The organism is Phenylobacterium sp., assembly GCF_004297125.1.
Lineage (GTDB): Bacteria > Pseudomonadota > Alphaproteobacteria > Caulobacterales > Caulobacteraceae > Phenylobacterium.
In genome coordinates this window covers 1-22,098 of the sequence record NZ_SCVD01000025.1, presented here as the reverse complement: position 1 = coordinate 22,098, position 22,098 = coordinate 1, and the positions used below count along the sequence as shown (strand labels likewise).

Annotated in this window: 20 protein-coding genes; 14 read left to right on the top strand and 6 right to left on the bottom strand. The window is 69.6% G+C overall.

The annotated features are described in order from the left end of the window. Positions 1–239 precede the first annotated feature (239 nt). The 3 genes from EPO51_RS17760 (at position 240) to prfB (ending at position 5,109) form a co-directional block, all read left to right on the top strand. The gene (locus EPO51_RS17760; RefSeq protein WP_293352994.1) at positions 240–1,412 is read left to right on the top strand and encodes an N-acetylmuramoyl-L-alanine amidase family protein; all 1,173 of its coding nucleotides are present in this window, start codon (positions 240–242) and stop codon (positions 1,410–1,412) included. 83 nt (positions 1,413–1,495) lie between these two features. After that, on the top strand, positions 1,496–3,949 hold the full coding sequence (locus tag EPO51_RS17755; protein WP_293352993.1) for a penicillin-binding protein 1A: 2,454 nt from the start codon (positions 1,496–1,498) through the stop codon (positions 3,947–3,949). A gap of 49 nt (positions 3,950–3,998) precedes the next feature. Next, positions 3,999–5,109, top strand: a protein-coding gene (prfB, locus tag EPO51_RS17750) for a peptide chain release factor 2 (RefSeq protein ID WP_293352992.1) whose coding sequence is annotated in 2 segments (ribosomal slippage) — positions 3,999–4,067 and positions 4,069–5,109 — 1,110 coding nt in all. Because the reading frame shifts where the segments join, the coding sequence is not laid out codon by codon here. On the opposite strand, the gene EPO51_RS17745 is transcribed toward prfB, so the two are convergent. The 4 genes from EPO51_RS17745 to tyrS all read right to left on the bottom strand — a co-directional run bounded on the left by EPO51_RS17745 (position 5,110) and on the right by tyrS (position 8,681). Continuing rightward, entirely contained in the window at positions 5,110–5,463 is a 354-nt protein-coding gene (locus EPO51_RS17745) for a bactofilin family protein (RefSeq protein ID WP_293352991.1), read from the bottom strand. It lies immediately after the preceding gene. A gap of 46 nt (positions 5,464–5,509) precedes the next feature. Then, positions 5,510–6,667 carry a M23 family metallopeptidase gene (locus tag EPO51_RS17740; RefSeq protein WP_293352990.1) on the bottom strand — a complete coding sequence of 386 codons (1,158 nt, stop codon included), beginning with the start codon at positions 6,665–6,667 and terminating at the stop codon, positions 5,510–5,512. 137 nt (positions 6,668–6,804) lie between these two features. Continuing rightward, complete coding sequence (locus tag EPO51_RS17735) at positions 6,805–7,266, bottom strand: peroxiredoxin (protein ID WP_293352989.1); 462 nt, start codon at positions 7,264–7,266, stop codon at positions 6,805–6,807. Between the two features lie 155 nt (positions 7,267–7,421). Then, positions 7,422–8,681, bottom strand: a complete 1,260-nt coding sequence (gene tyrS, locus EPO51_RS17730) for a tyrosine--tRNA ligase (protein WP_293353428.1) — start codon at positions 8,679–8,681, stop codon at positions 7,422–7,424. A gap of 254 nt (positions 8,682–8,935) precedes the next feature. Between tyrS and EPO51_RS17725 the strand changes: the two genes are divergently transcribed. From EPO51_RS17725 to EPO51_RS17690, 8 genes are all read left to right on the top strand, one after another. After that, on the top strand, positions 8,936–10,042 hold the full coding sequence (locus EPO51_RS17725) for an anhydro-N-acetylmuramic acid kinase (RefSeq protein ID WP_293352988.1): 1,107 nt from the start codon (positions 8,936–8,938) through the stop codon (positions 10,040–10,042). 12 nt (positions 10,043–10,054) lie between these two features. Beyond that, the gene (locus EPO51_RS17720; protein ID WP_293352987.1) at positions 10,055–11,341 is read left to right on the top strand and encodes an amidohydrolase; all 1,287 of its coding nucleotides are present in this window, start codon (positions 10,055–10,057) and stop codon (positions 11,339–11,341) included. Between the two features lie 4 nt (positions 11,342–11,345). Continuing rightward, on the top strand, positions 11,346–12,167 hold the full coding sequence (locus EPO51_RS17715) for a hypothetical protein (protein ID WP_293352986.1): 822 nt from the start codon (positions 11,346–11,348) through the stop codon (positions 12,165–12,167). 74 nt (positions 12,168–12,241) lie between these two features. After that, positions 12,242–14,035 (top strand): flavin-containing monooxygenase, encoded by a 1,794-nt coding sequence (locus EPO51_RS17710; protein ID WP_293352985.1) that lies wholly within the window; start codon positions 12,242–12,244, stop codon positions 14,033–14,035. 104 nt (positions 14,036–14,139) lie between these two features. Continuing rightward, entirely contained in the window at positions 14,140–15,663 is a 1,524-nt protein-coding gene (locus tag EPO51_RS17705; protein ID WP_293352983.1) for a DUF4153 domain-containing protein, read from the top strand. 5 nt (positions 15,664–15,668) lie between these two features. Next, a complete protein-coding gene (locus EPO51_RS17700; protein WP_293352981.1) occupies positions 15,669–16,367 on the top strand; it encodes a response regulator transcription factor in 699 nt (232 codons plus the stop codon). Further along, positions 16,364–17,923 (top strand): sensor histidine kinase, encoded by a 1,560-nt coding sequence (locus tag EPO51_RS17695; protein WP_293352979.1) that lies wholly within the window; start codon positions 16,364–16,366, stop codon positions 17,921–17,923. The genes EPO51_RS17700 and EPO51_RS17695 overlap by 4 nt, the downstream gene beginning before the upstream one ends. Before the next feature lie 64 nt (positions 17,924–17,987). Beyond that, complete coding sequence (locus tag EPO51_RS17690) at positions 17,988–18,191, top strand: hypothetical protein (protein WP_293352977.1); 204 nt, start codon at positions 17,988–17,990, stop codon at positions 18,189–18,191. Here EPO51_RS17690 and EPO51_RS17685 read toward each other — a convergent pair. Together EPO51_RS17685 and EPO51_RS17680 are read right to left on the bottom strand one after the other, a co-directional pair. Then, positions 18,188–18,565 carry a nuclear transport factor 2 family protein gene (locus EPO51_RS17685; protein ID WP_293352975.1) on the bottom strand — a complete coding sequence of 126 codons (378 nt, stop codon included), beginning with the start codon at positions 18,563–18,565 and terminating at the stop codon, positions 18,188–18,190. The genes EPO51_RS17690 and EPO51_RS17685 overlap by 4 nt on opposite strands. Positions 18,566–18,569: 4 nt before the next feature. After that, complete coding sequence (locus tag EPO51_RS17680) at positions 18,570–19,220, bottom strand: alpha/beta hydrolase (protein ID WP_293352973.1); 651 nt, start codon at positions 19,218–19,220, stop codon at positions 18,570–18,572. Positions 19,221–19,377: 157 nt separating this feature from the next. Between EPO51_RS17680 and EPO51_RS17675 the strand changes: the two genes are divergently transcribed. The 3 genes from EPO51_RS17675 to sufB form a co-directional block, all read left to right on the top strand. After that, positions 19,378–19,806, top strand: coding sequence for an Rrf2 family transcriptional regulator (locus tag EPO51_RS17675; protein ID WP_293352971.1), 429 nt, complete (start codon positions 19,378–19,380; stop codon positions 19,804–19,806). Further along, entirely contained in the window at positions 19,803–20,930 is a 1,128-nt protein-coding gene (locus EPO51_RS17670; RefSeq protein ID WP_293352969.1) for a cysteine desulfurase family protein, read from the top strand. Before EPO51_RS17675 ends, EPO51_RS17670 begins: the two co-directional genes overlap by 4 nt. Continuing rightward, on the top strand, positions 20,930–22,098 hold a 1,169-nt coding region (gene sufB / locus EPO51_RS17665; RefSeq protein WP_293352967.1), incomplete at its 3' end, for a Fe-S cluster assembly protein SufB. The genes EPO51_RS17670 and sufB, both read left to right, overlap by 1 nt.

The window sequence follows — 22,098 nt, the reverse complement described above, 5'->3', positions numbered from 1 at the left end:
CGTTCGGGCCCGGATCGGGCGCTCCGACGTCGCGCGGCGCGACATTGCAACACCGGGCTGCAAAAGGAAAGCAGCCGTTCACGCGATTGTCGTCGGCCGCAAGACCTCGTTAACCCTTTGTCTACGACGCCGCCGCCTATATGGGTGATCGGTTCGCGTTCGGCGAATCTCCGTGTTTTCGGGGCGTTAGCATGCTGGGGCGGCTAAAGGGCGTGGTGAGGCAGGGCCGGGGGCGCGCAATGGCCGCCTGCGCCGCCGTCGCCGTCGGCCTCGCCGCCTTCGCCGTGGGCCACGCCGCCACCGAGACCGCCGCGCTGATCAAGGTCCGCATGGGTGGTGATTCCAGCGAGACGCGGCTGGTCATCGACCTGGACGGGGCCACCAGCGCCAAGGTCGTTTCCGACGGCGCCGTCGACCGCCGCGTCGTGGTCATGCTGCCCAATGTGATCGCCGGCCAGACCCAGCAGGGTTCGGGCAAGGGCATCGTGCGCGCCTGGATGCTCGACCAGGTCCAGGGCGGCGCCCGGCTCCAGCTCGACCTGGCGGGCGACGCCAAGCTGAAGCGGCGCTTCCTGCTGCCGCCGGCCGATGGGGTCGCCAACTACCGCTATGTGATCGACGTCGCCGCCAGCCCGCCCGGCGCGGTGCTCACCTCGACCACCGCCGCCAGCGTGGCGGCGCCGACCGCGCCGATCCGCACCCAATTCCTTCCGGCCAAGAAGCCGGCCCTGCCGCTGAAGAAGGTCGTGGTCATCGACGCCGGCCACGGCGGCCGCGACGTCGGGGCCTCGGGTACGTCCGGCTACGAGAAGGACGTGAACCTCGCCGCCGCGCTCACCCTCGCCGACCAGCTGGGCCGCACGGGCCGCTACAAGGTGGTGCTGACGCGCACCTCGGACGTCTATGTGCCGCTGGAGGACCGCGTGCGCGTCGCCCAGCGCGCCGGCGCGGACCTGTTCATCTCTCTGCATTCCGACTCGGCGCCGGAGACCAACCTCAAGGGCGCCAGCGTCTACACCCTGTCGGACAAGGCTTCGCAGCGCGCGGCGAAGTTCGTCAGCCGCGACGACTGGTTCATGAAGGCCAGCCTGACCGGCGACCAGGGGGTGCGCGACATCCTGTTCGACCTGACCCAGCGCGCGACCCGCAACCGCTCGGCCGTCTTCGCCCAGACCCTGGTCTCCAGCATCGAGGGCAAGGCCCCGATGCTGCGCCGCAGCCACCGCGACGCCGGGTTCATGGTGCTGCTGGCCCCCGACGTGCCCGCGGTCCTGCTGGAGATGGGCTTCGTGAACAATCCCGAGGACGAGGCCCGGCTGCGCGATCCCGCGGCCCGGGTCCGGCTCATGCGCGCGGTCACCGGCGCCATCGACATCCACTTCGGCGAACAGATGAAGCTGGCGTCGCGCTGACGCAGCCGCACCCTCCGCCCGTTGGCGCCTGCTTCGACACACGTTAGGACGACAGGTCTGGAGCGCCCGGAGCCCGTCGTCAGTTGAATCCTACCGCCAGTCCCGAACGGGCCGGGCCCCAGCGGGCCAAGCTGCCGCGTTGGGTGGCCCTGGCCGGCGTGGTGGCGCTCAGCTTCATCGCGCTCTCGGCCGCGGCCGTCGGCGTCTACGCGGCCTGGCTGTTCCACGACCTGCCCGACGCCGGCGACCTCGTGGACTACCATCCGCCGACCGCCACCCGCGCCTACGCCTGGGACGGCACCCTGATCGGCGAGTTCTCCCGCGAGCGGCGCATCTTCGTCCCCTACGACGCCATTCCCGCCCAGACCGCCCAGGCGTTCCTGGCGGCCGAGGACCACAGCTTCTTCAAGCATGGCGGCGTCGACGTGGGCGGCTTCGCCCGCGCGCAGATGAAGAACGTGGTCAACCTGGTTCAGGGCCGGCGCCTCGAGGGCGGTTCGACCATCACCCAGCAGGTGGCCAAGAACATCCTGCTGAACAGCGACCAGACGGTCGGGCGAAAGCTCAAGGAGGCGATCCTGGCCTCCCAGCTCGAACAAACGCTGTCGAAGGAGCGGATCCTCGAGCTCTACATGAACGAGATCTGGCTCGGGTACCGCTCGTACGGGGTCGGGGCCGCCGCCTACAACTATTTCGGCAAGTCGCTGTCGGAGCTGACCCTGGCCGAGAGCGCCTATCTGGCCGCCTTGCCCAAGGGGCCCGACAACTACCATCCGCTGCGTCGGCCGCGGCAGGCCAAGGCGCGGCGCGACTGGGTGATCGACCAGATGGCCGACCTAGGCTGGGTCACCCGCGCCGAGGCCAGGGCGGCCATCGCCGAGCCGCTGAAGGTCCAGGCCGCGCCCTCGCGTTCCCAGTACCGCGACGCCGACTACTTCGTGGAGGAGGTGCGCCGCATCTCGCTCAACATGAAGGAGCTGGGCGACGAGCGGCTGAACGCCGGCGGCTATTACATGCGCACGACGCTGGACCCCCAGCTCCAGAGCCAGGCCAAGCTGGCCCTGATGAACGGGCTGGAAAGCTACGACCGCCGCCACGGCTGGCGCGGCGCCTGGGGCCACGTCACGACCACGGAGGGCTGGGAAGACATCGCCCGCAAGACCGTGAAGCCGCGCGAACGCCAGGACTGGAAGCGCGCCCTCGTGACCAGCGTGGCCGGAGGCGCGGTCGCCGTCCGCACGATCGACGGCGCCACCGGCAACGTCGTGGGCCAGGACGTGTCGTGGGCCCGGGCCGGGAAGGGGATCGGCACCGGCGACCTGGTCTTCGTCGAGCCGGTGAAGGAGGGGGGCGGCTTCCGCCTGAAACAGGTGCCGGCGGTCAACGGCGCCCTGGTGGCCATGGAACCCTATTCGGGCCGGGTCGTGGCGATGGTCGGCGGCTATTCGTTCTCGCTCTCCAGCTTTAACCGCGCGACCCAGGCGCTGCGCCAGCCGGGCTCGTCGTTCAAGCCGATCGTGTACGCCGCGGCCCTGGAGAGCGGCTACACGCCGGCCAGCACGGTGCTGGACGCGCCGATCACGCTGCGCGGCTATGGCGGCCAGGACTGGAGCCCGGAAAACTACAGCCGCGACTACTACGGCGCGCTCACCCTGCGCAAAGGCCTCGAGCTGTCGCGCAACACCATGACCGTGCGCCTGGCCCAGAGCGTCGGCATGACCCGGATCGCCAGCCTGGCCGAACGGCTGGGCGTGACCAAGAAGATGGACAAGGTGCTGGCCATGGCCCTGGGGTCGGGCGAGACCACGACCTACAAGATGGCCGCCGCCTATTCGACCTTCGTCAACGGCGGCAAGCTGGTGCAGCCGCATCTGATCGAGGTCGTCGAGGACCGCAACGGCAAGGTCATCTGGCGCGCCGACCGCCGGCAGTGCGACCGTTGCGAGGTCGGATTCTCCGGCGACGAGAGCCCGCGGATCCCGCGCACCGGCGACCAGGTGATGGACCCGATCACGGCCTATCAGATCACCTCCATGCTCGAAGGCGTCGTCCAGCGCGGCACCGCCACGGCCGCCTCGTCGATCGGCAAGCCGCTGGGCGGCAAGACCGGGACCACCAACGACTACCGGTCGGCCTGGTTCATGGGCTTCTCGCCGCACCTCGTTGTGGGTGTCTACATCGGCTTCGACGACAACCGCAGCCTCGGCAACAATGAGACGGGCTCGGTCGCGGCCGTGCCGATCTTCGTCGAGTTCATGGGCCAGGCGCTGAAGGACAAGCCAGCCGAACCGTTCAAGGCCCCGTCCAACGCCAAGTACGCGATGATCCGCGGCATCCGCGAGGCGTTCCGCCCCGGCACCGAGCCCTCGGTCTCCAACCAGGCCCTGGGCGCGGCGGGCCCAGCCTCGGGTCCGCAGCCGTACAGCCAGGTGTTCGGCTCCGGGAACGTCACGGGCGCGCCGAACGCGGCGGCGGCCGTCGCGCCGCCGGCCGCGCCCCCGCCGAAGAAGAAGGACGACCTGTCCGACTTGTTCTAACCGGCGGCGCGCGTTAGACGCCGCGACCTTACGTATTGGGAGTTCTCTCATGAGAGCGGATGTCGAGGCCGCCAAGGCCGACATCGAGCAGTCGATCGAACTGCTCAGGAGGCGTCTTTGACTGGGAACCTTCCCTTCGCAAACTGGACGAACTGAACGCCCGGGTCGAGGACCCGACCCTCTGGGACCGGCCGGCAGAGGCCCAGGTCGTCAGCCGTGAGCGTTCGCGCCTGGCCGCCCAGATCGAGGCCGTCCAGTCGCTGGAACGCGACCTGACCGACGCCGTCGGCTATGCCGAGATGGCCGAGGAAGAGGGCGACGAGGCCAGCTTCCAGGAAGCGATCGCCCAGCTCCGCGCGATCAAGGAGCGCGCCGACCGCGCTGAACTGGAAGCGCTGCTGTCCGGCGAGGCCGATGGCAACGACGCCTTCATGGAAATCAACTCCGGCGCCGGGGGCACCGAGTCCAACGACTGGGCCGGGATGCTGCTCAGGATGTATTCGCGCTGGGCCAACGCCCACAAGATGGAGGTCGAGTTCCTCGAGGAGACCTCGGGCGAACAGGCCGGCATCAAGTCGGTGACCCTGCAGATCAAGGGGCCCAACGCCTACGGCTGGCTGAAGACCGAGGCCGGCGTCCACCGCCTGGTCCGCATCTCGCCGTTCGACGCCGCCGCCAAGCGCCACACCAGCTTCGCCTCGGTCTGGGTCTATCCGGTGGTGGACGACACCATCGAGATCGAGATCAACCCCGCCGACGTGCGCACCGACACCTACCGGGCGTCCGGCGCCGGCGGCCAGCACGTCAACAAGACCGACTCGGCGGTGCGCCTGACGCACATCCCGACCGGCATCGTCGTCGCCTGCCAGAACCAGCGTTCCCAGCACCAGAACCGCGACCAGGCCTGGAAAATGCTGAAGGCGCGCCTCTACGAGGCTGAGCTGGAGAAGCGCGAAGCCGCCAAGGCGGCGATCGAGGACCAGAAGACCGATATCGGCTGGGGCCACCAGATCCGCAGCTACGTCCTGCAGCCGTACCAGATGGTCAAGGACCTGCGCACCGACGTCGAGACCAGCGACACCGACGGCGTCCTGGACGGCGACCTGGATCGCTTCATGGGCGCGGCCCTGTCGCAGAGGGTGGGCGCGACGCGGGAGTAGCTACTCCGCCGCCACCACGGTGAGCGCCTCGAGGGCCGCGGGTTTGGCCGGGGTCAGCGCCAAGCTGCGCCCCTCGAAATGGGCCCCGGCCTCGATCGCGAGTTCGGTGTGGCTGATGTCGCCGTCCACGTGGGCGGTGGCCCACAGGCGCACCTGGCGGGCGCAGATCGTGCCGGCGACGCGGCCGCGGATCTCGACGCTGTCGGCCAGGATGGAGCCCGTCACGACGCCGGTCTCGCCGATCGTCAGCTGGGAGACCCGCACGTCGCCCTCGACGGCGCCGTCCAGATGCAGGTCGCCCTCGGTGGTGAAGTCGCCGCGGAGGCTCACGCCCTCGGCCACCAGCGAAGCCACGGCGAGCTTCCGCGCCTGAGAGGTCTCGATCGGCGCGGACGCGCCCTTAGTCTGCGGCTTGGAGAACATATTGACCGGCCTTCAGGAAGCGGCCCGGGTTCTGGGCCCGACCGTTGACCCACACCTCATAGTGAAGGTGGGTCCCTGTCGAGCGGCCCGTCGAGCCCATCGATGCGATCCTTTGTCCCACCGCCACGCGCTGGCCGCGCTGCACGGCGAAGCCGGAGAGGTGGGCGTAGCGGGTCTTCAGGCCGCGGCCGTGGTCGATCTCGACCACATTCCCGTAGCCCGAGCGCTGGCCGGTGAACGACACCACACCGGGGCCGGTGGCATGGATCGGGGTGGCGTAGCCCCCGCCGAAGTCGAGGCCGGAGTGATAGGCCGGCCGGCGCGTGAAGGGATCGAAGCGCACGCCGAAGCCGCTGGTCTGCTGGTTGTTGGCGGTGGGCCGGGCCAGTGGCAGGTCGCCCGCCGCCTGCGCCATCGCCTTGGCCTCGGAGAGGTCGCGGGCGGCGCGCTGGATGCGCACGGCGAAATCGTCGTCCACGTCCAGCACGGCGGCCAGGGCGCGGGGGTCCTTGGACTCGATCAGCGGCCCGCCTAGCGAGTCCGCGCCGGATACGAAGGTGGCGGGCGAGAGGCCGGCCATGCGGAACGCCAGGCGCAGCCGGTCGGCGCGGCCCTTGGCGAAGCTGTCGGCGGCGTCCAGGAGCTGTTCCTGGCCGATGCGCACCATCTCGACGCGGCGCACCGGATTGACGTCCTGGCCGGCCAGGGCGCGGTTGATCGCGGGGGTCAGGGCCTCGGCGGCGCCCGGCGCGCCCTTCAGGTCGGTGAGCAGCAGGGCCAGCGCGGCGTGGCGCTTCTCGATGGAGGCGGCGGCGTCCTGGCCTGATCCGGAGGCTGCGTTCAGCCGGGCCATGGCGCTGTCCAGACGGGCCTGGCGGTCGGCGACATAGCGCTCGGACTGGGCCTTGAGCTTGGCGATCTCGCGGTCGGCGGACGAGGCCGACATCAGGTTCACCAGCATGGCGGCCGTGCAGACGCCCATCCACATGGCGCCGCCCGCGACGCCGCCGGCGATGATCAGCTGCTTCTTGGTGGTGAGGACGAAGGCCTTCATGGCCCCGCCGGAGCGGACGTAGAGGTGCCGTTCCGGGAACAGCTCCACGAGCGAACGGCCGAGCTGCGCCAGACGTTTCATGCGTTGCCGGAAGTCCCCACACCCTCGGTGTCGGCGATATGCGACGACTTTTTTGCGACAGGCAAGCGCTTCGGAGCAGGTTCGGCCCCAAAGCGACCGCCGGCCGCATGCCGGTCATCGTTTATCGGCGAAAAGCGTCACGAAGCCTTCGCAGCGTCCAACACCTGTTGCGCATGGTTGGCCACGCGGACCTTGCGCCAGATCTTCTGGAGCCTGCCGTCCCTGATCAGGAAGGTGGAGCGGTCGATGCCCATGTACTTGCGGCCGTAGAGGCTCTTCTCGACCCAGGCTCCGTAGCGTTCCACGACCTGCCCCTCGGGGTCCGAGCCCAGCTTCACCGCGAGGTCGTACTTGGCCGCGAACTTCCTGTGCGCGGCGATCGAGTCCTTGGAGACGCCGATCACCGTGACGCCGGCCTTGGCGAACTCCGGGGCGAGGGCGGAGAACTCCTGCGCTTCCTTGGTGCAGCCGGTGGTGTCGTCTTTCGGGTAGAAGTAGAGCACCACGGTCCTGCCGGCGAAGTCGGCGAGCTTCACCCGGCCGTCAGGCGTCTCCAGGTCGAAGTCCGGCGCTGGGGCGCCTTCCACGATATCGGTCATCGTCTCTCCTTTTCCCTCCCCTTCATGGGGAGGGACAGACTGCGAAGCAGTCAGGGTGGGGAAGTCACGGTCAAGCTCCGAGCTTGATCCTGGGCTCCCCACCCGACCGTTCGCTTCGCTCCGGCCACCCTCCCCATAAAGGGGAGGGAGAGGCGCTACACCGGCTTCACCAGCACGATCTTCTTTTTACCAACTTGAACTTTGAAGGCGTTCAGCTCGGGAAGGAGTTGGTCGTAGCCGTGCTTTTCATCCGCCAAAGCTCTTCGATCATTGATCGAGACCCCACCGCCAGCGATCAGTCTTCGGGCCTCACCAAGCGATTTAGCCAGTCCCGCTTCAACGACTAATCCGGCCGTTGTCCGATGGACCGGGAACTGGTCACGCGCGACTTCTACGGTCGGAAGGCTCGCGTCCGTAACGCCATCTTTGAATGCGAGTCGGGCGGTAAGCTCTGACGCCAGCGCGTCATCAATCCCGTGAAGCATTGTCGTGGCTTCCCGAGCGAGGATGACCTTGGCCTCGTTGATCTCGGCGCCGGGCAAGGCCTCCAGCCGGGCGATCTCGTCCAGGGGCAGGTCGGTGAACAGCTTCAGGAAGCGGCCCACGTCGGCGTCCTCGGTGTTCCGCCAGAACTGCCAGTAGTCGTAGGGGCTGCGCATGTCGGCGTTCAGCCACACGGCTCCGCCCACGGTCTTGCCCATCTTCTGGCCCGACGCGGTGGAGAGCAGCGGCGTGGTCAGGCCGAAGGCGGGCTTCTGATCGACTCGGCGGATCAACTCCACCCCGTTGACGATGTTCCCCCACTGGTCCGACCCGCCCATCTGCAGCAGGCAGCCGTTGCGGCGCTCCAGCTCCAGGAAGTCCACCGACTGCATCAGCATGTAGTTGAATTCGAGGAAGGTCATCGGCTGCTCACGCTCCAGCCGCGCCTTCACGCTGTCGAACGCCAGCATCCGGTTGACCGTGAAGTGGACGCCGAACTCGCGCAGGAAGTCGACGTAGCCGTACTTCGAGAGCCAGGCGTCGTTGTCGACCATGATCGCGTCGGTCGGGCCGTCGCCGAAGGTCAGGAACTTGGCGAACACCGTCTTGATCGAGGCGATGTTGGCCTGGATCTGGGCTTCGGTGAGCAGGGGGCGCGATTGGTCCTTGTCGGTCGGGTCCCCGATCTTGGTGGTGCCGCCGCCCATCAGCACGATGGGCTTGTGGCCGGTCTGCTGCAGCCGGCGCAGCATCATGATCTGGATCAACGAGCCCACGTGCAGTGAGGGCGCGGTGGCGTCGAAACCGATGTAGGCGGTGATCACGCCCTTGGTCGCCGCCTCATCCAGCTCGGCCGGGTGGGTCACCTGATGGATGTAACCGCGCTCCTGCAGCACCTTCAGGAAGTCGGACGTGAACGCGGTCTCGGTCATCGGAGGCGGAATCTCATCTGTAGGACCGGCGCGCTCTAGCACGTCGGCGGAGAGGATTTCGAGGGACATGGCAGGCTCCTTGGGGTGCGAGGAGGCCGGCGTTCTCGGATTTGTTCGGAATGCGCCGGCCGGGAGGGGCAGGCGCGTGGGATCGGGCGCCTGCTAGAAGGGCAGGCGGTAATAGCGGCCGGTGCTGGCGGCGGGACCGATCATGGCGTCTAGCTAGCGGTCCTCGGACATGGCAGTCAACGGTCATGCTCGTGCTGGGATTCATGACCGGGACCTCGCTGGACGCCGTCGACATGGCCGTCCTCGAGACCGATGGCGAGGCGATCCAGGCGTTCGGCCCGGCGGGCGAACGCAAGCTGACCGACGCCACCCGCAACGTGATGCTGGAGGCGACGCAGCAGGCGCTGGCGTGGGAGCGCGGCACTCCGGAGCCCGCCATCTTCCCTCACGCGGCCGAGATGGTCGCCGAGGAGCATCACGCCGCCGCCGAGGCCTTCCTGCAGGCCAACGGCCTGTCCTGGCCCGACCTCGACCTGATTGGCATGCACGGCCAGACGGTGCTGCACGAGCGGCCGAAGGACGGCGTTCCCGGCCGCACGGTCCAGCTCGGCGACGCGGCCATGCTGGCGCGGCTGACCGGCCGGCCGGTGGCCTTCGACTTCCGCACCGCCGACGTGGCCGCGGGCGGGGAGGGCGCCCCGCTGGCGCCGATCTACCACCTGGCCCGGGCGCGGGCCTCGAACCTGCAGGCGCCGCTGGCGGTGCTGAACGTCGGCGGCGTGGCCAACGTCACCTTCTGGACGGGCGGCGACGACATCGCCGCGTTCGACACCGGCCCCGGCAACGGGATGATCGACCTGCTGGTCCAGGCCCGCGGCGCCGGCCGCTACGACGCCGGCGGCAAGTACGCCAGCGTGGGGCGGGTGGACGAGGCGGTGGTCCGCGCCCTGCTGGCGCATCCTTATTTCCAGGCGCCGCCGCCCAAGTCGCTCGACCGCTACGACTTCTCTCTGGAACCGCTGGAGGCCCTGCAGCTCGAGGACGCCGCCGCGACGCTGGTCGCCTTCACGGCCGAGGCCGTGAAGGCCGGCTTCGACATGATGGGCGCCGCGCCGACCGAGGTGATCGTCTGCGGCGGCGGGCGGCACAATCCCGAGATCATGAAGGCCCTGGCTGAGCGCCTGCCCATGCCGGTGAAGACCGCCGAGGACCACGGCTGGCGCGGCGATTCCATCGAGGCCGAGGCCTTCGCCTATCTGGCGGCCCGCACGTTCCGGGGCCTGCCGATCTCGTTTCCGAAGACCACTGGGGTGGCCGCGCCGATGGCCGGGGGCCGCATCGTCCGGCCTTGAAGGGGAAGTTTCATGCGCAAATCTCACTGGATCGCCGGCGCGCTGGCGCTGGTCCTGGCGACGCCGGCCGCGGCGCAGAGCTTCGACGCCGCGGTCTTCGCCAAGGCCAAGGCCGTCCAGCCCAAGGTCGTCGCCTGGCGGCGCGACATCCACGAGCACCCCGAGCTGGGCAACAACGAGGTGCGCACGGCCAAGCTGGTGGCGGATCACCTGAGGGCCCTGGGCTTCGAAGTCCGCACCGGCGTCGCCAAGACGGGCGTCGTGGCGGTGCTGAAGGGCGGCCGGCCCGGCGGCGTCGTGGCCCTGCGGGCTGACATGGACGCCCTGCCGGTGGCCGAACAGACCGGGGCGCCCTTCGCCTCCAAGGTGACCGCGACCTACAACGGCGCGACGGTCGGGGTCATGCACGCCTGCGGCCACGACGCCCACGTGGCGATCCTGATGGGCGCGGCCGAGGTGCTGGCGTCGATGAAGGCCCAGATCCCCGGCACGGTGGTCCTCCTGTTCCAGCCGGCCGAGGAAGGCCCGCCGGCGGGTGAGGAGGGCGGCGCCCCGCTGATGATCAAGGAAGGCGCCCTGGCCAATCCGGCGCCCAGCGCCGTGTTCGGCCTACACGTCGTCCCCGGCGAGCCCGGCTCGCTGGTCTGGCGCTCCGGGCCGATGATGGCGGGCTCCGACGGCTATGAGATCCGGCTGAAGGGCAAGCAGACCCACGGAGCCAATCCCTCGGCCGGCATCGACATCGCCTCGATGCAGGCCGAGATCGTCCTCGCCTTCAACCAGATCGCCGCACGCCAGATCAACGTGACCCGCACGCCCACCATCCTGACCGTGGCGACCGTGCACGGCGGCGTGCGCGGGAACATCATTCCGGACGACATGACCCTGGGCGGCACGCTGCGCACCTTCGATCCCGCGCTGCGCAAGGACATCATCGCCCGCATCGAGAAGACGGTGGACTCGATCGCCGGCCGTTACGGCGGCAAGGGCGAGGTCGTCTGGAACACGCCCAACCCCGTCACCAGCAACGACCCGGCGCTGACGGCGAAGATGAAGCCGACCCTGAGCCGCGCCGCCCAGGGCAAGATCAAGGACGACATCGACTTCATCACCGGCGCCGAGGACTTCTCGTACTACCAGCAGAAGGTCCCGGGCGTGTTCTACGACCTGGGAATCGGCTTCCCGAAGGGCGTGAACCACTCGCCGTTCTTCAACGTGATGGACGAGGGCGCCATGGAGGTTGGCGTCCGCGCCCAGGCGCTGACGGCGCTGGACTATCTGACGAGCTTGAAGAAGTAGCGCGATGCGGAGTGTCCTCGTCGCGCTGGCGCTGATCCTGACGTCGCCCGCAGCGGCGGCGGACGCACCGCCGCCTGTCCGCGCGCCCATTCGCGAGTTTCCGATCGCCACGGTCGAGAAGCTCGGTCGGGCGATGGCCCGGCAGGACGTCGCCGCGTGGGTCGCGACCGATGCTCTGCGGCCGCAACTCGCCGACCCGGCCGCAGCGGGCCTGCGAGGTTGGATTGTCGAGGACACCCCGACCGGCCAACGCGTGCGCTTCCTGCGGGACATCGGTCGAGGTCTGGAGGCTGGCTACGACATCGACGTGACCCCCGATCCCAAGACCAAGGTTTCCGAGCCGGCGGATCGGACCTTGTCGGCCGAGGAGAAGGCCAACTTCGCCGCCTGGACGACGGCCACCGCCGCAATGAAGGGGCGGCCGGTTTGCCGCACCGGCTACAACCACATCGTCCTGAAGGATCCCGAGCGCGATGGGTGGCTGGTCTGGCTGCTCGCGCCAATGCCGGAACTTGGGGCCATCCCCATCGGTGGCCACTACCGCTTCAGCGTCACAGCCGATGGCAAGACGGTCACGGCCCTGGACGCCCTGACGGCGAGCTGCATGGTCATGCCAAAGCCGGATGCGAAGGCCGGAAATGCTGTGGCGGCGTTCGTCACCCATGTCGTGTCGCCGACGCCGTTGGAGACGCACGTCTTCCTGCAGCTCCAGAGCCGTCAGGCCTTGATCGTCGGTGCGGGCGATCACGCCTGGCTGATCGTGGATGGGCAGATCGAGGATCGTGGGCCGCTGAAGGACCTGGGCAAGGCGCCGCGCCCACGCTGACCTAACGTCCCCCTTGCCGTTCAAACATTCGTTCGGCAGGCTGAACGCCGATAACATAACGGCGGAGGAAGACGATGGCGGCGGACGACCTGGGCTTCGACCCGAACGCGCTTCGCGAGAAGTACCGGGCTGAGCGCGACAAGCGCCTGCGGGCCGACGCCAGCGAGCAGTACGTCGAGATCGCCGGACAGTTCGCCCACTACCTGGAAGATCCCTACGTCGAGCGGCTGGATCGCGCGCCGATCCTCGACGAGGTCGAGGTGGTCGTGGTCGGTGGCGGCTTCGGCGGCCAACTCGCCGCGGCGCGCCTGCGCGAGGCCGGCGTCGAGGATATCCGCATCATCGAGAAGGGCGGCGACTTCGGCGGCACCTGGTACTGGAACCGCTATCCGGGCGCGGCCTGCGACATCGAGAGCTACATCTACCTGCCGCTGCTGGAAGAGGTCGGCTACCTGCCGGTCGAGAAGTACAGCCGCGCGCCCGAGATCCTGCGCCACAGCCGCGCCATCGGCGAGAAGTTCGATCTCTACAAGGGCGCGCTGTTCCAGACCGAAGTCACCGAGATGCGCTGGGACGAGGACACGTCCCGCTGGATCGTCTCGACCAACCGCGGCGACGCGCTCAAGGCGCGGTTCGTGGTCATGGCCAACGGGCCGCTGCATCGCCCCAAACTGCCGGGCATTCCCGGCGTCGAGGGCTTCAAGGGGCACTCGTTCCACACCAGCCGGTGGGACTACGAGTATACCGGGGGCGACTCCAACGGCGGCCTCACCGGCCTGAAGGATAAGCGCATCGGGATCATCGGCACCGGCGCGACGGCGGTGCAGTGCGTGCCCCACCTGGGCGAGTGGGCCAAGGAGCTCTACGTCTTCCAGCGCACGCCTTCGTCCATCGACGTCCGCAACAACCGGCCGACGGACCCGGAATGGGCCGCGAGCCTGGAGCCCGGCTGGCAGCAGGAGCGGATGGACAACTTCAACATCCTGGTCTCGGGCGGCTTCGCGGACAAGGACCTGGTCAACGACGGCTGGACCGACATCATCGGCAACATCCTGCTGCTGGCGCGCAAGAAGGCCGAGGCCGGCGAGAAGGTCGAGAACCCCGCCGAGCTGATGCAACTGGCCGACTTCAAGAAGATGGAGCAGGTCCGCGCCCGGGTGGACTCGGTGGTCCAGGACCCGGCCAAGGCCGAGGCGCTGAAGCCCTGGTACAACCAGTTCTGCAAGCGGCCGTGCTTCCACGACGAGTACCTGACCACCTTCAACCGACCGAACGTCCATCTGGTCGACACCAAGGGGAAGGGCGTCGAGCGGATCACCGAGCACGGCATCGTCGTGGACGGGAAGGAATACGAGGTCGACTGCCTGATCTACGCCACCGGCTTCGAGGTCGGCACGGACTACACCCGCCGCTCGGGCTACGAGCTCTACGGCAAGGGCGGCAAGACGCTGACCCAGAAGTGGGCCAACGGGGCCGAGACCCTGCACGGCCTGCTGACCCGTGATTTCCCCAACTGCTTCATCGTCTCGAACGTGCAGTCGGGGTTCAGCGCCAACTTCCCGCACATGATCAACGAGCAGTCCAAGCACATCGCCTATGTGATCCAGAGCGCGATGGAGCGTCAGGCCCGCACGGTGGAGCCCTCGGCCGAGGCCGAGGCGGCCTGGGTGGACACCATCGTCAAGCTGGCGGTCATGCGCGAGGCGTTCCTGAAGGAATGCACGCCCGGCTACTACAACAACGAGGGCAAGCCCGAGGCGATGACCGTCAAGAACGGCTCGTATGGCGCGGGGCCGGTGGCCTTCACCAAGGTGCTCGAGGCCTGGCGCGAGAAGGGCGACCTGGAAGGCCTCGAACTGACCCGATAGGCCTGCACAACTTCTGCACATGAACCGGGCCGCCTGCGCACGGCGGCTCGGGCAGGGCGCGACCGGGCGTCGCTAGGAAGGTTCTCCGACAAGGGGACTTCCGCATGCCCGCGCGGCTTCCGAGCTTCTGGATCAAGGCGACCCTGGCCGTGGGCCTGGTGGCCGCCGCCGATGTGCTGCTGTTCGAACAGCAGCCGGGGTTAGGTCTGGCGTTGTTCGCCCTGGCCTGCGTCGCCGTCCTGCCGGCCGTCCGGACCAGCCGCGCCGCCTGGCCGGCGCTCGGGGTCGCCGCGATCCTGGCCGCCGTGCAGGTCGAGCGCCCGACGCTGGTCGGGGTTCTGCTTTGCATCCTCGCCCTGGCGGTCGCGGCGCTGGCGCCTCGAGCGGCCGCGGGCGACGACGCCTGGCGCTGGGCGCAGCGGCTCGTGATGGCCGGGATCAAGAGCCTGATCGGGCCGCTGCTCGATCTGAAGCGGATCCTCAAGGTCCGGGCGCGGTCGCGACCGTTGAAGGTCACCGCCATCCTGCTGGCGGCGATCCTGCCGGTGTGCGGCGGCGCGATCTTCCTGTGGCTGTTCGCCAGCGCCAATCCGCTGATCAGCGAGGGCCTGGCTACGCTGGCGCTGCCGGAGCCGGACGTCGGACGGGTGGTGTTCTGGGCCTTCGTCGCCCTGCCGGTGTGGGCCCTGTTGCGGCCCCGCGGCCTTCGTTGCACCCGCGCCGCGCCGGGCATGGAGGGCGACGTGGACCTGCCGGGCGTGACCACCGCCTCGATCACCGTGTCACTGATCGTCTTCAACGCCCTGTTCGGCCTGCAGAACGTCCTCGACGTCGCCTTCCTCTGGAGCGGGGCGGGCCTGCCGGAAGGGGTCAGCTTCGCCGACTACGCCCACCGCGGCGCCTACGCCCTGATCGCGACGGCGGTGCTGGCGGGCCTGTTCGTCCTGGTCTTCCTGCGGCCCGGGTCGCGCACGGCGGACTCGCGCCTGGTCCGCATCCTGGTCACGGCCTGGGTGGCGCAGAACCTGTTCCTGGTCGCCTCCACCGTCCTGCGGACGCTGGACTACATTGAGGTCTATTCGCTGACGCGGATGCGGATCGCCGCCCTGTTGTGGATGGGCCTGGTGGCCCTGGGGCTGGCGCTGATCTGCTGGCGGCTGCTGGCGCGGAAGAGTTCCGGCTGGCTGCTGAACGCCAACGTCCTGGCCGCGGGCGTGGTCCTGCTGGGCTGCAGCGTGGTCGACCTGGGCGCCGTCGCCGCGTCCTGGAACGTCCGGCACGCCCGCGAGGTCGGGGGCAAGGGCGTGAATCTGGACGTCTGCTACTTCGGCGACCTCAAGGGCGCGGGCGTCGTCTCCCTCGCGGAGCTGGAACGCCGCCTGCCGCCGGGGGACTTCCGCGACCGCATCGCCTGGAAGCGCCGGATGCTTGCGGCCGACGTGGCGGTCCAGCAGACGGCGTGGCGCACTTGGCGCTGGCGCGACGCCCGACGGCTGGAACGCGTCCAGGCCTTGACCGGAGAGTCCTTCGCGCGGCCGGCAAGCAGCGGCCGCAACTGCGAGGGGGCGCTGCCGCCCCCGCCGAAACCCACCGCTCCATTGACGCCCACCCCGAACCCCGGAACATGAGCCCCATGCCCCAGGTCCTCGTCGTCGACGACGATCCGCACATCCGCCAGCTCCTGGTCTTCGCCCTGGAGAAGGCCGGCCTCGCCGCGCGCGAGGCCGAGGACGGCGAGGCTGCGCTGGCCAGCGTCGAGCAGCAGCGCCCCGACCTGGTGGTGCTGGACATCAACATGCCCAAGCTGGACGGGCTGGAGGTCTGCCGCCGCCTGCGCGCCCAGGGCGACCTGCCGATCCTGTTCCTGTCCTCCCGCGACGACGAGATCGACCGCATCCTGGGGATAGAGCTGGGCGCCGACGACTATGTCGTGAAGCCGTTCAGCCCGCGCGAGGTAGTGGCCCGCGTCCAGGCGATCCTGCGCCGGGCCCGAGCTCCTGCGCCAAAGCCGGCGCAGGCCGTCATGAGCCAAGGCCGGCTCGCCCTGGATCCGGAGAGCTGGATCGCCCGCTGGGGCGACAAGGAGGTGGCCCTGACCGTCACCGAATTCGGCATCCTGCGCATCCTGATGGGCGCGCCGGCCCGCGTGTTCAGCCGCGACGCCATCATCGACAACCTGCACGGCCCGGGCTTCGCCATCACCGATCGCACGATCGACAGCCACGTGCGCAACCTGCGCGGCAAGTTCGCCGCTCTCGGGGGCGACGACGTGGTCGAGACCCGCGCCGGCGTCGGCTACCGATTGGGCCCCTGCCTCGGCCAGCCGGCTTGATCGAGCGCATCAAGGACCTGATCGCCCCCTGGTGGCCGGCGCTGCGGCTGCGCACCATCCTGTTCGGGGTGCTGTTGTTCGCCGCCGCAATGCCCGCCATCGGGGCCATCTCGCTGCGGGTCTTCGAGAACACCCTGGTCCGGCAGACCGAGGCCGAGCTGGTGGCCCAGGGCGCGGCGCTGACGGCGGTGGCGGCCGTCGGCTGGCCAGGGGCGCCGGCGGCTGTCCCGCGGCCCGAGAAGCCGCCGGACGGCTACTTCCGGCCGGAGTTCACCACCATCGACCTCAGCCGCGACCCCGTGCTGCCCGAACGGCCGGTTCCGCCCCGCGCCCGCCAGCCCGCCGATCCCCAGGCCGTGGGCGTCGCCCGGGCGCTGGAGCCGGTGATGGAGCGCACCACGCGCACGACCTTGGCCTCCGCCGTGGTGCTGGACCGTCATGGCGTCTCGGTGGACGGCGAGGACTATTCCGGCCTGCCCGAGGTCCAGGCCGCCCTGGCCGGCCGGCCGCGCACCGTCCTGCGGGAGAACGGCGACTACCGTCCGCTCTACCGCTTCGAATGGCTCAGCAAGGCGTCGGGCATCCGCCTGCACCATGCCCGGCCGATCGTGGTGGGCGGACAGGTGAAGGGGGTGATCCTCCTGTCGCGTTCGCCCCGCGCGCTGTTCCGCGGCCTCTACGAGGACCGGGGCAAGTTCGCGCTGGCCGCCGGTGTGATCCTGGGCCTGCTGGTGGTGCTCTCGGGCCTGATCGCCCGCGGCGTGACCCTGCCGATCGAGACGCTGAGCGCCGCGTCGCGCCAGGTGGCGGGCGGTGGGGGGGAGATCCCGCGCACCCCGCGCACGGCGGCCGTGGAGATCCGCGACCTCTACGAGGATTTCCGCGCCATGGCCGAGCGGATCGAGCGGCGCAGCGGCTACCTCCGCGACTTCGCCGCGGCGGTCAGCCACGAGTTCAAGACCCCGCTGGCCGGCATCGGCGGCGCGGTGGAGCTGCTGCAGGACCACTTCGAAACCATGTCGCCGGATGAGCGGCGCCGCTTCCTGGACAACATCGCCGGCGACAGCGACCGCCTCTCGCAGCTGGTGACGCGGCTGCTGGACCTGGCCCGCGCCGACATGGCCATGCCCGAGGCGGGCGCGGCCGCCGACCTGGCCGAACCCGCCCGCCGCGCCGCCGACGCCGCCGGCTTTCCGGTCGAGGTGGACGTGCCGCGTGACATCCCGGCCGTCGCCGCGCCGCTCACGACGGTGGAAAGCGTGCTGACCATCCTGCTGCAGAACGCCCGCCAGGCCGGGGCGGGCCGCGCGACGGTGACAGCGGCGCGGGAGGGCGCCGATGTGATCCTCACCGTCGCCGACGACGGGCCGGGGGTTCCCGCCGCGGACCGCGAGCGCCTGTTCGAACCCTTCTTCACGAGCCGCCGGGCCGAAGGCGGGACCGGCCTGGGCCTGCCCATCGCCCGCTCGCTGCTGGCCGCCAGCCACGCGAGGATCGAGCTGGTCGAGACAGGGCAGGGCGCGGCGTTCCGGGTGACCCTGCCCAGGGCGGACTGAGCCTGCACCCAATCTCCACACCGCGCGGCGATCCACCTGCACGCCGGCGGGCGACCTTCACGGCATGGACAAGCCCATCTCCCCCAGCACCGGCGGGTTTGCGTTTTCCCTGGAAGCCGCCGGCGAGGCCTGGTCCTGGCGGCTGACCGCACCGGACGGCGCGCAGGTCGGTGGCCTCGCCCCCGATCGCAGCGCGGCCCGCCGGTCGGCCGCCTTCGCGGCCTTCGCCGTGAGCGCCCTGGAGCGGACGCGGCAAAGACGGTTCTAGCCGGCCAGGGTGACGTAGAGCTCGCTCTCGATGGCCCACTGGCCGCGGACATTGCGCCAGGCCGCCAGGTAGCTGCCCCGCAGTTCCGCATCGGCGTAGACGCCGGTCCAGCGGCCTGACTCGGCGGCGCGAGTCCCCTTCGCGTCGAGGCTGACGGTCTCGGTTTCACGAATGTAGGTCTTGAAGGTCGGGTCGGCGAACTGGGCCGCGAACGCTTCGATCACCGCGTTCAGGCCCAGGATCAGGCCGCCATCGCCGACGATCAGGGTCACGTCGGGCAGGAAGAACGGCCGCAGCCGCTCAGCCTGGTGCGCCGCGATCAGCCGGTTGGTCAGCTTGCGCCGCGCGCGGATCGCATCCTCCGGCGCGGGCACGGGGTCAGGCCGGGTTCGCCGCCAGGCGCTTGTCCAGGTAGTCGCCCACCCGGCGTTCCACGTCCGGCAGGTTCTCCATCCAGAAGTGGCTGGCGCCCTCGACCACGTCGTAGTCGATGACGATGCCCTTCTGCGTGCGCAGCTTGGACACCACGCGCTCCACGTCCGTCGGCGGGACGACGGTGTCGTTCTGGCCGTGCAGGATCAGGCCCGAGGCCGGGCAGGGGGCCAGGAACGAGAAATCATAGGCGTTGGTCGGCGGCGACACCGAGATGAAGCCGTCCGTCTCGGGGCGGCGCATCAGGAGCTGCATGCCCACCCAGGCGCCGAAGGAATAGCCGGCCACCCAGCACTGCGACGCCGCCGGGTTGGTGGACTGCAGCCAATCCAGCGCCGTCGCCGCGTCGGCCAGTTCGCCGATGCCGCCGTCGAACTCGCCCTGGGACCGGCCCACGCCGCGGAAGTTGAACCGCAGGACGGAGAAGCCGCGCTTCATGAACAGGTGGAAGAGCTGCACCGCCACGGGATTGTTCATCTGGCCGCCGGCCTTGGGGTGGGGGTGCAGGATCAAGGCGACCGGTGCGGTCTCGCTCTTGCCCTGGGAATAGCGCCCCTCGATCCGTCCAGCTGCGCCGGTCAGAACTATCTCTGGCATTCGTGGTCTCTCATCCGTCCGGAATACTTGACTGCTGTGCTGGGTCTTCCTAAGTCGCAGCCTATCCGGCGCGACCTGCTTGGGAGCCCTGCGCGAGGCGGGGCTAATAACATAGGCGGCCCCGGATGCGCGCGAAAACTGCATCGGACCCAAAGCCATGCGTCTCTCAACCAAAGGTCGCTACGCCGTGATGGCGATGGCCGACCTCGCGCGCCGCGAAAGCGACGCCTGCCGCGCCGTGGCCCTGGCCGACATCGCCGCGCGGCAGGAGATCTCGCTCAGCTACCTGGAACAGCTCTTCGCGCGCCTGCGCCGCCAGGGCCTGGTGAAGAGCGCCCGCGGTCCCGGCGGCGGCTACCGCCTGGCGCGCACGGCCGACACCACCACCATCGCCGAGATTGTCCACGCCGTGGACGAGCCCCTGCGCGCCACCCGCTGCGAGAAGGCCGGGCAGGGCTGCATGATCCGTGGCGAGCGCTGCCTGACCCACGACCTCTGGGCCGACCTGGGCGACAAGATCGAGGACTACCTGGCCTCGGTCAGCCTGGCCGACGTGATCGGCGGAAGGCTGCGGCGCGCCGCATGAGCGTCTACCTCGACCATAACGCCACGGCGAAGGTGCGGCCCGAAGCGATCGCGGCCATCACCCACGTCCTGGCCCACGTCGGCAATCCGTCGTCGATCCACGCGGCCGGCCGCGCGGCGCGTGCGGTGATGGAGCAGGCCCGGTCCGACGTCGCCGCCCTGATCGCCGCGCCGGCTTCGACGGTGATCTTCACCAGCGGCGGCACCGAGGCCAATGCCCTGGCCATCGAGAGTGCGGTCGCGGCGGGGGCGAAGCGCCTGGTCGTCTCGGCCATCGAGCACGACAGCGTCCAGGAAACGTCCAGGGCGCTCGGCGTACCGGTGGAGACCTTGCCGGTGGACGCGAACGGCGTCGCCGACCTGGACTGGCTGGGCGAGCGCCTGGCCCGCTGGGACGCCGCAGACGGCAAACCGTTCGTCGCCCTGATGCTCGCCAACAACGAGACCGGCGTCATCCAGCCCGTCGCGGAGGCCGCCGAGCTGGTGCGCGCCGCCGACGGCTGGCTGCACGTCGACGCCATCCAGGCGGCCGGCAAGGTCCCGGTCGACAGCCGGGGCCTGGGCGCGGACACGCTGTCCGTCTCGGCCCACAAGATCGGCGGCCCCCAGGGCGTCGGCGCACTCACCTTCGGCCCCCGCGCCACCATGGTCCGGCGCCAGCACGGCGGCGGCCAGGAGCGCGGCCGGCGCGGCGGAACCGAGAACCTTCCGGGAATCAGTGGGTTCGGCGCAGCGGCTAAGGTCGCGGTGGCCGGCCTTGCCGCGCAGGGAGCTCTCCGCGACGCGGCCGCCGCGCGCCTGCAGGCGGCGGGCGCCGTGGTCGTCGGCGAAGCGTCGCCCCGGCTGCCCAACACCCTCTGCGTCGCCACGCCCGGCTGGACCTCCGACCTGCAGGTCATGGGGCTCGACCTGGCCGGGGTGATGGTCAGCGCCGGATCGGCCTGCTCGTCCGGCAAGGTGAAGGCCAGCCCGGTCCTCGCCGCCATGGGCCTGGGCGACCTCGCCGCCTGCGCGATCCGCGTCTCAGGCGGGTGGGACACCACCGAACAAGATTGGAACCGGTTCGCGGACGCGTGGCTTGAAGCCCATGCCCGTCACGCCGCGCGCCGGAAGGAAGTCGCCTGATGGCAGCCGTCAAACAGACCGTCGAACACGTCGCCTCGCTCGAGAAGTACAAGCACGGCTTCGTCACCGACATCGAGCAGGACTTCGCGCCCAAGGGCCTGAACGCCGACATCGTCCGCTTCATCTCGGCCAAGAAGGGCGAGCCCGAGTGGATGCTGACCTGGCGGCTGGACGCCTTCGAGCGCTGGCTGGCGATGGACGAGCCGAGTTGGGGGAAAGTAAGTTTCCCGCGCATCGACTACCAGGACAGCTACTACTACGCCGCGCCGAAGGAGAAGGTCGGCCCCAAGAGCCTGGACGAGGTCGATCCGGAAATCCTGGAGGTCTACAAGAAGCTGGGCATCCCGCTGCGCGAGCAGGAGGTCCTGGCCGGCGTCGAGGGCGCGCCCCGCTACGCCGTGGACGCCGTGTTCGACAGCGTCAGCGTGGTCACCACCTTCAAGAAGGAGCTGGCCCAGGCCGGGGTTATCTTCTGCTCGATGAGCGAGGCGATCCGCGAGCATCCCGAGCTGGTGAAGCAGTACCTGGGCTCGGTGGTGCCGGTCAGCGACAACTATTTCGCCTGCCTGAACGCCGCGGTGTTCTCCGACGGCAGCTTCGTCTACGTCCCGCCGGGCGTGCGCTGTCCGATGGAGCTCTCGACCTATTTCCGGATCAACGCCGAGAATTCCGGCCAGTTCGAGCGCACCCTGATCATCGCCGACAAGGGCAGCTACGTCTCGTACCTGGAGGGCTGCACGGCCCCGATGCGCGACGAGAACCAGCTCCACGCCGCCGTGGTCGAGCTGGTCACCCTGGACGACGCCGAGATCAAATATTCCACTGTCCAGAACTGGTACCCGGGCGACCCGGAAACCGGGAAGGGCGGCATCTACAACTTCGTCACCAAGCGGGCCGATTGCCGCGGCGACCGCTCCAAGGTGAGCTGGACCCAGGTGGAAACGGGGTCTTCGATCACGTGGAAGTACCCCTCCTGCATTCTGCGCGGGAACGAGAGTTCGGGCGAGTTCTACTCGATCGCCATCACCAACGGCCGCCAGCAGGCCGACACCGGCACCAAGATGATCCACCTGGGCGCCAACACCCGCTCGCGGATCATTTCCAAGGGCATCAGCGCCGGCAAGTCGTCCAACACCTACCGCGGCCTGGTCTCGGCCCACCCGAAGGC

What these genes read in the sequence shown, in the direction of transcription:
- EPO51_RS17760 (WP_293352994.1), top strand. Translation starts at nt 240, where the DNA reads ATGGCCGCCTGCGCCGCCGTCGCCGTCGGCCTCGCCGCCTTCGCCGTG.
- EPO51_RS17740 (WP_293352990.1), bottom strand. Translation starts at nt 6,667, where the DNA reads ATGAAACGTCTGGCGCAGCTCGGCCGTTCGCTCGTGGAGCTGTTCCCG.
- EPO51_RS17735 (WP_293352989.1), bottom strand. Translation starts at nt 7,266, where the DNA reads ATGACCGATATCGTGGAAGGCGCCCCAGCGCCGGACTTCGACCTGGAG.
- tyrS (WP_293353428.1), bottom strand. Translation starts at nt 8,681, where the DNA reads ATGACCGAGACCGCGTTCACGTCCGACTTCCTGAAGGTGCTGCAGGAG.
- EPO51_RS17725 (WP_293352988.1), top strand. Translation starts at nt 8,936, where the DNA reads ATGCTCGTGCTGGGATTCATGACCGGGACCTCGCTGGACGCCGTCGAC.
- EPO51_RS17720 (WP_293352987.1), top strand. Translation starts at nt 10,055, where the DNA reads ATGCGCAAATCTCACTGGATCGCCGGCGCGCTGGCGCTGGTCCTGGCG.
- EPO51_RS17715 (WP_293352986.1), top strand. Translation starts at nt 11,346, where the DNA reads ATGCGGAGTGTCCTCGTCGCGCTGGCGCTGATCCTGACGTCGCCCGCA.
- EPO51_RS17710 (WP_293352985.1), top strand. Translation starts at nt 12,242, where the DNA reads ATGGCGGCGGACGACCTGGGCTTCGACCCGAACGCGCTTCGCGAGAAG.
- EPO51_RS17705 (WP_293352983.1), top strand. Translation starts at nt 14,140, where the DNA reads ATGCCCGCGCGGCTTCCGAGCTTCTGGATCAAGGCGACCCTGGCCGTG.
- EPO51_RS17700 (WP_293352981.1), top strand. Translation starts at nt 15,669, where the DNA reads ATGCCCCAGGTCCTCGTCGTCGACGACGATCCGCACATCCGCCAGCTC.
- EPO51_RS17690 (WP_293352977.1), top strand. Translation starts at nt 17,988, where the DNA reads ATGGACAAGCCCATCTCCCCCAGCACCGGCGGGTTTGCGTTTTCCCTG.
- EPO51_RS17680 (WP_293352973.1), bottom strand. Translation starts at nt 19,220, where the DNA reads ATGCCAGAGATAGTTCTGACCGGCGCAGCTGGACGGATCGAGGGGCGC.
- EPO51_RS17675 (WP_293352971.1), top strand. Translation starts at nt 19,378, where the DNA reads ATGCGTCTCTCAACCAAAGGTCGCTACGCCGTGATGGCGATGGCCGAC.
- EPO51_RS17670 (WP_293352969.1), top strand. Translation starts at nt 19,803, where the DNA reads ATGAGCGTCTACCTCGACCATAACGCCACGGCGAAGGTGCGGCCCGAA.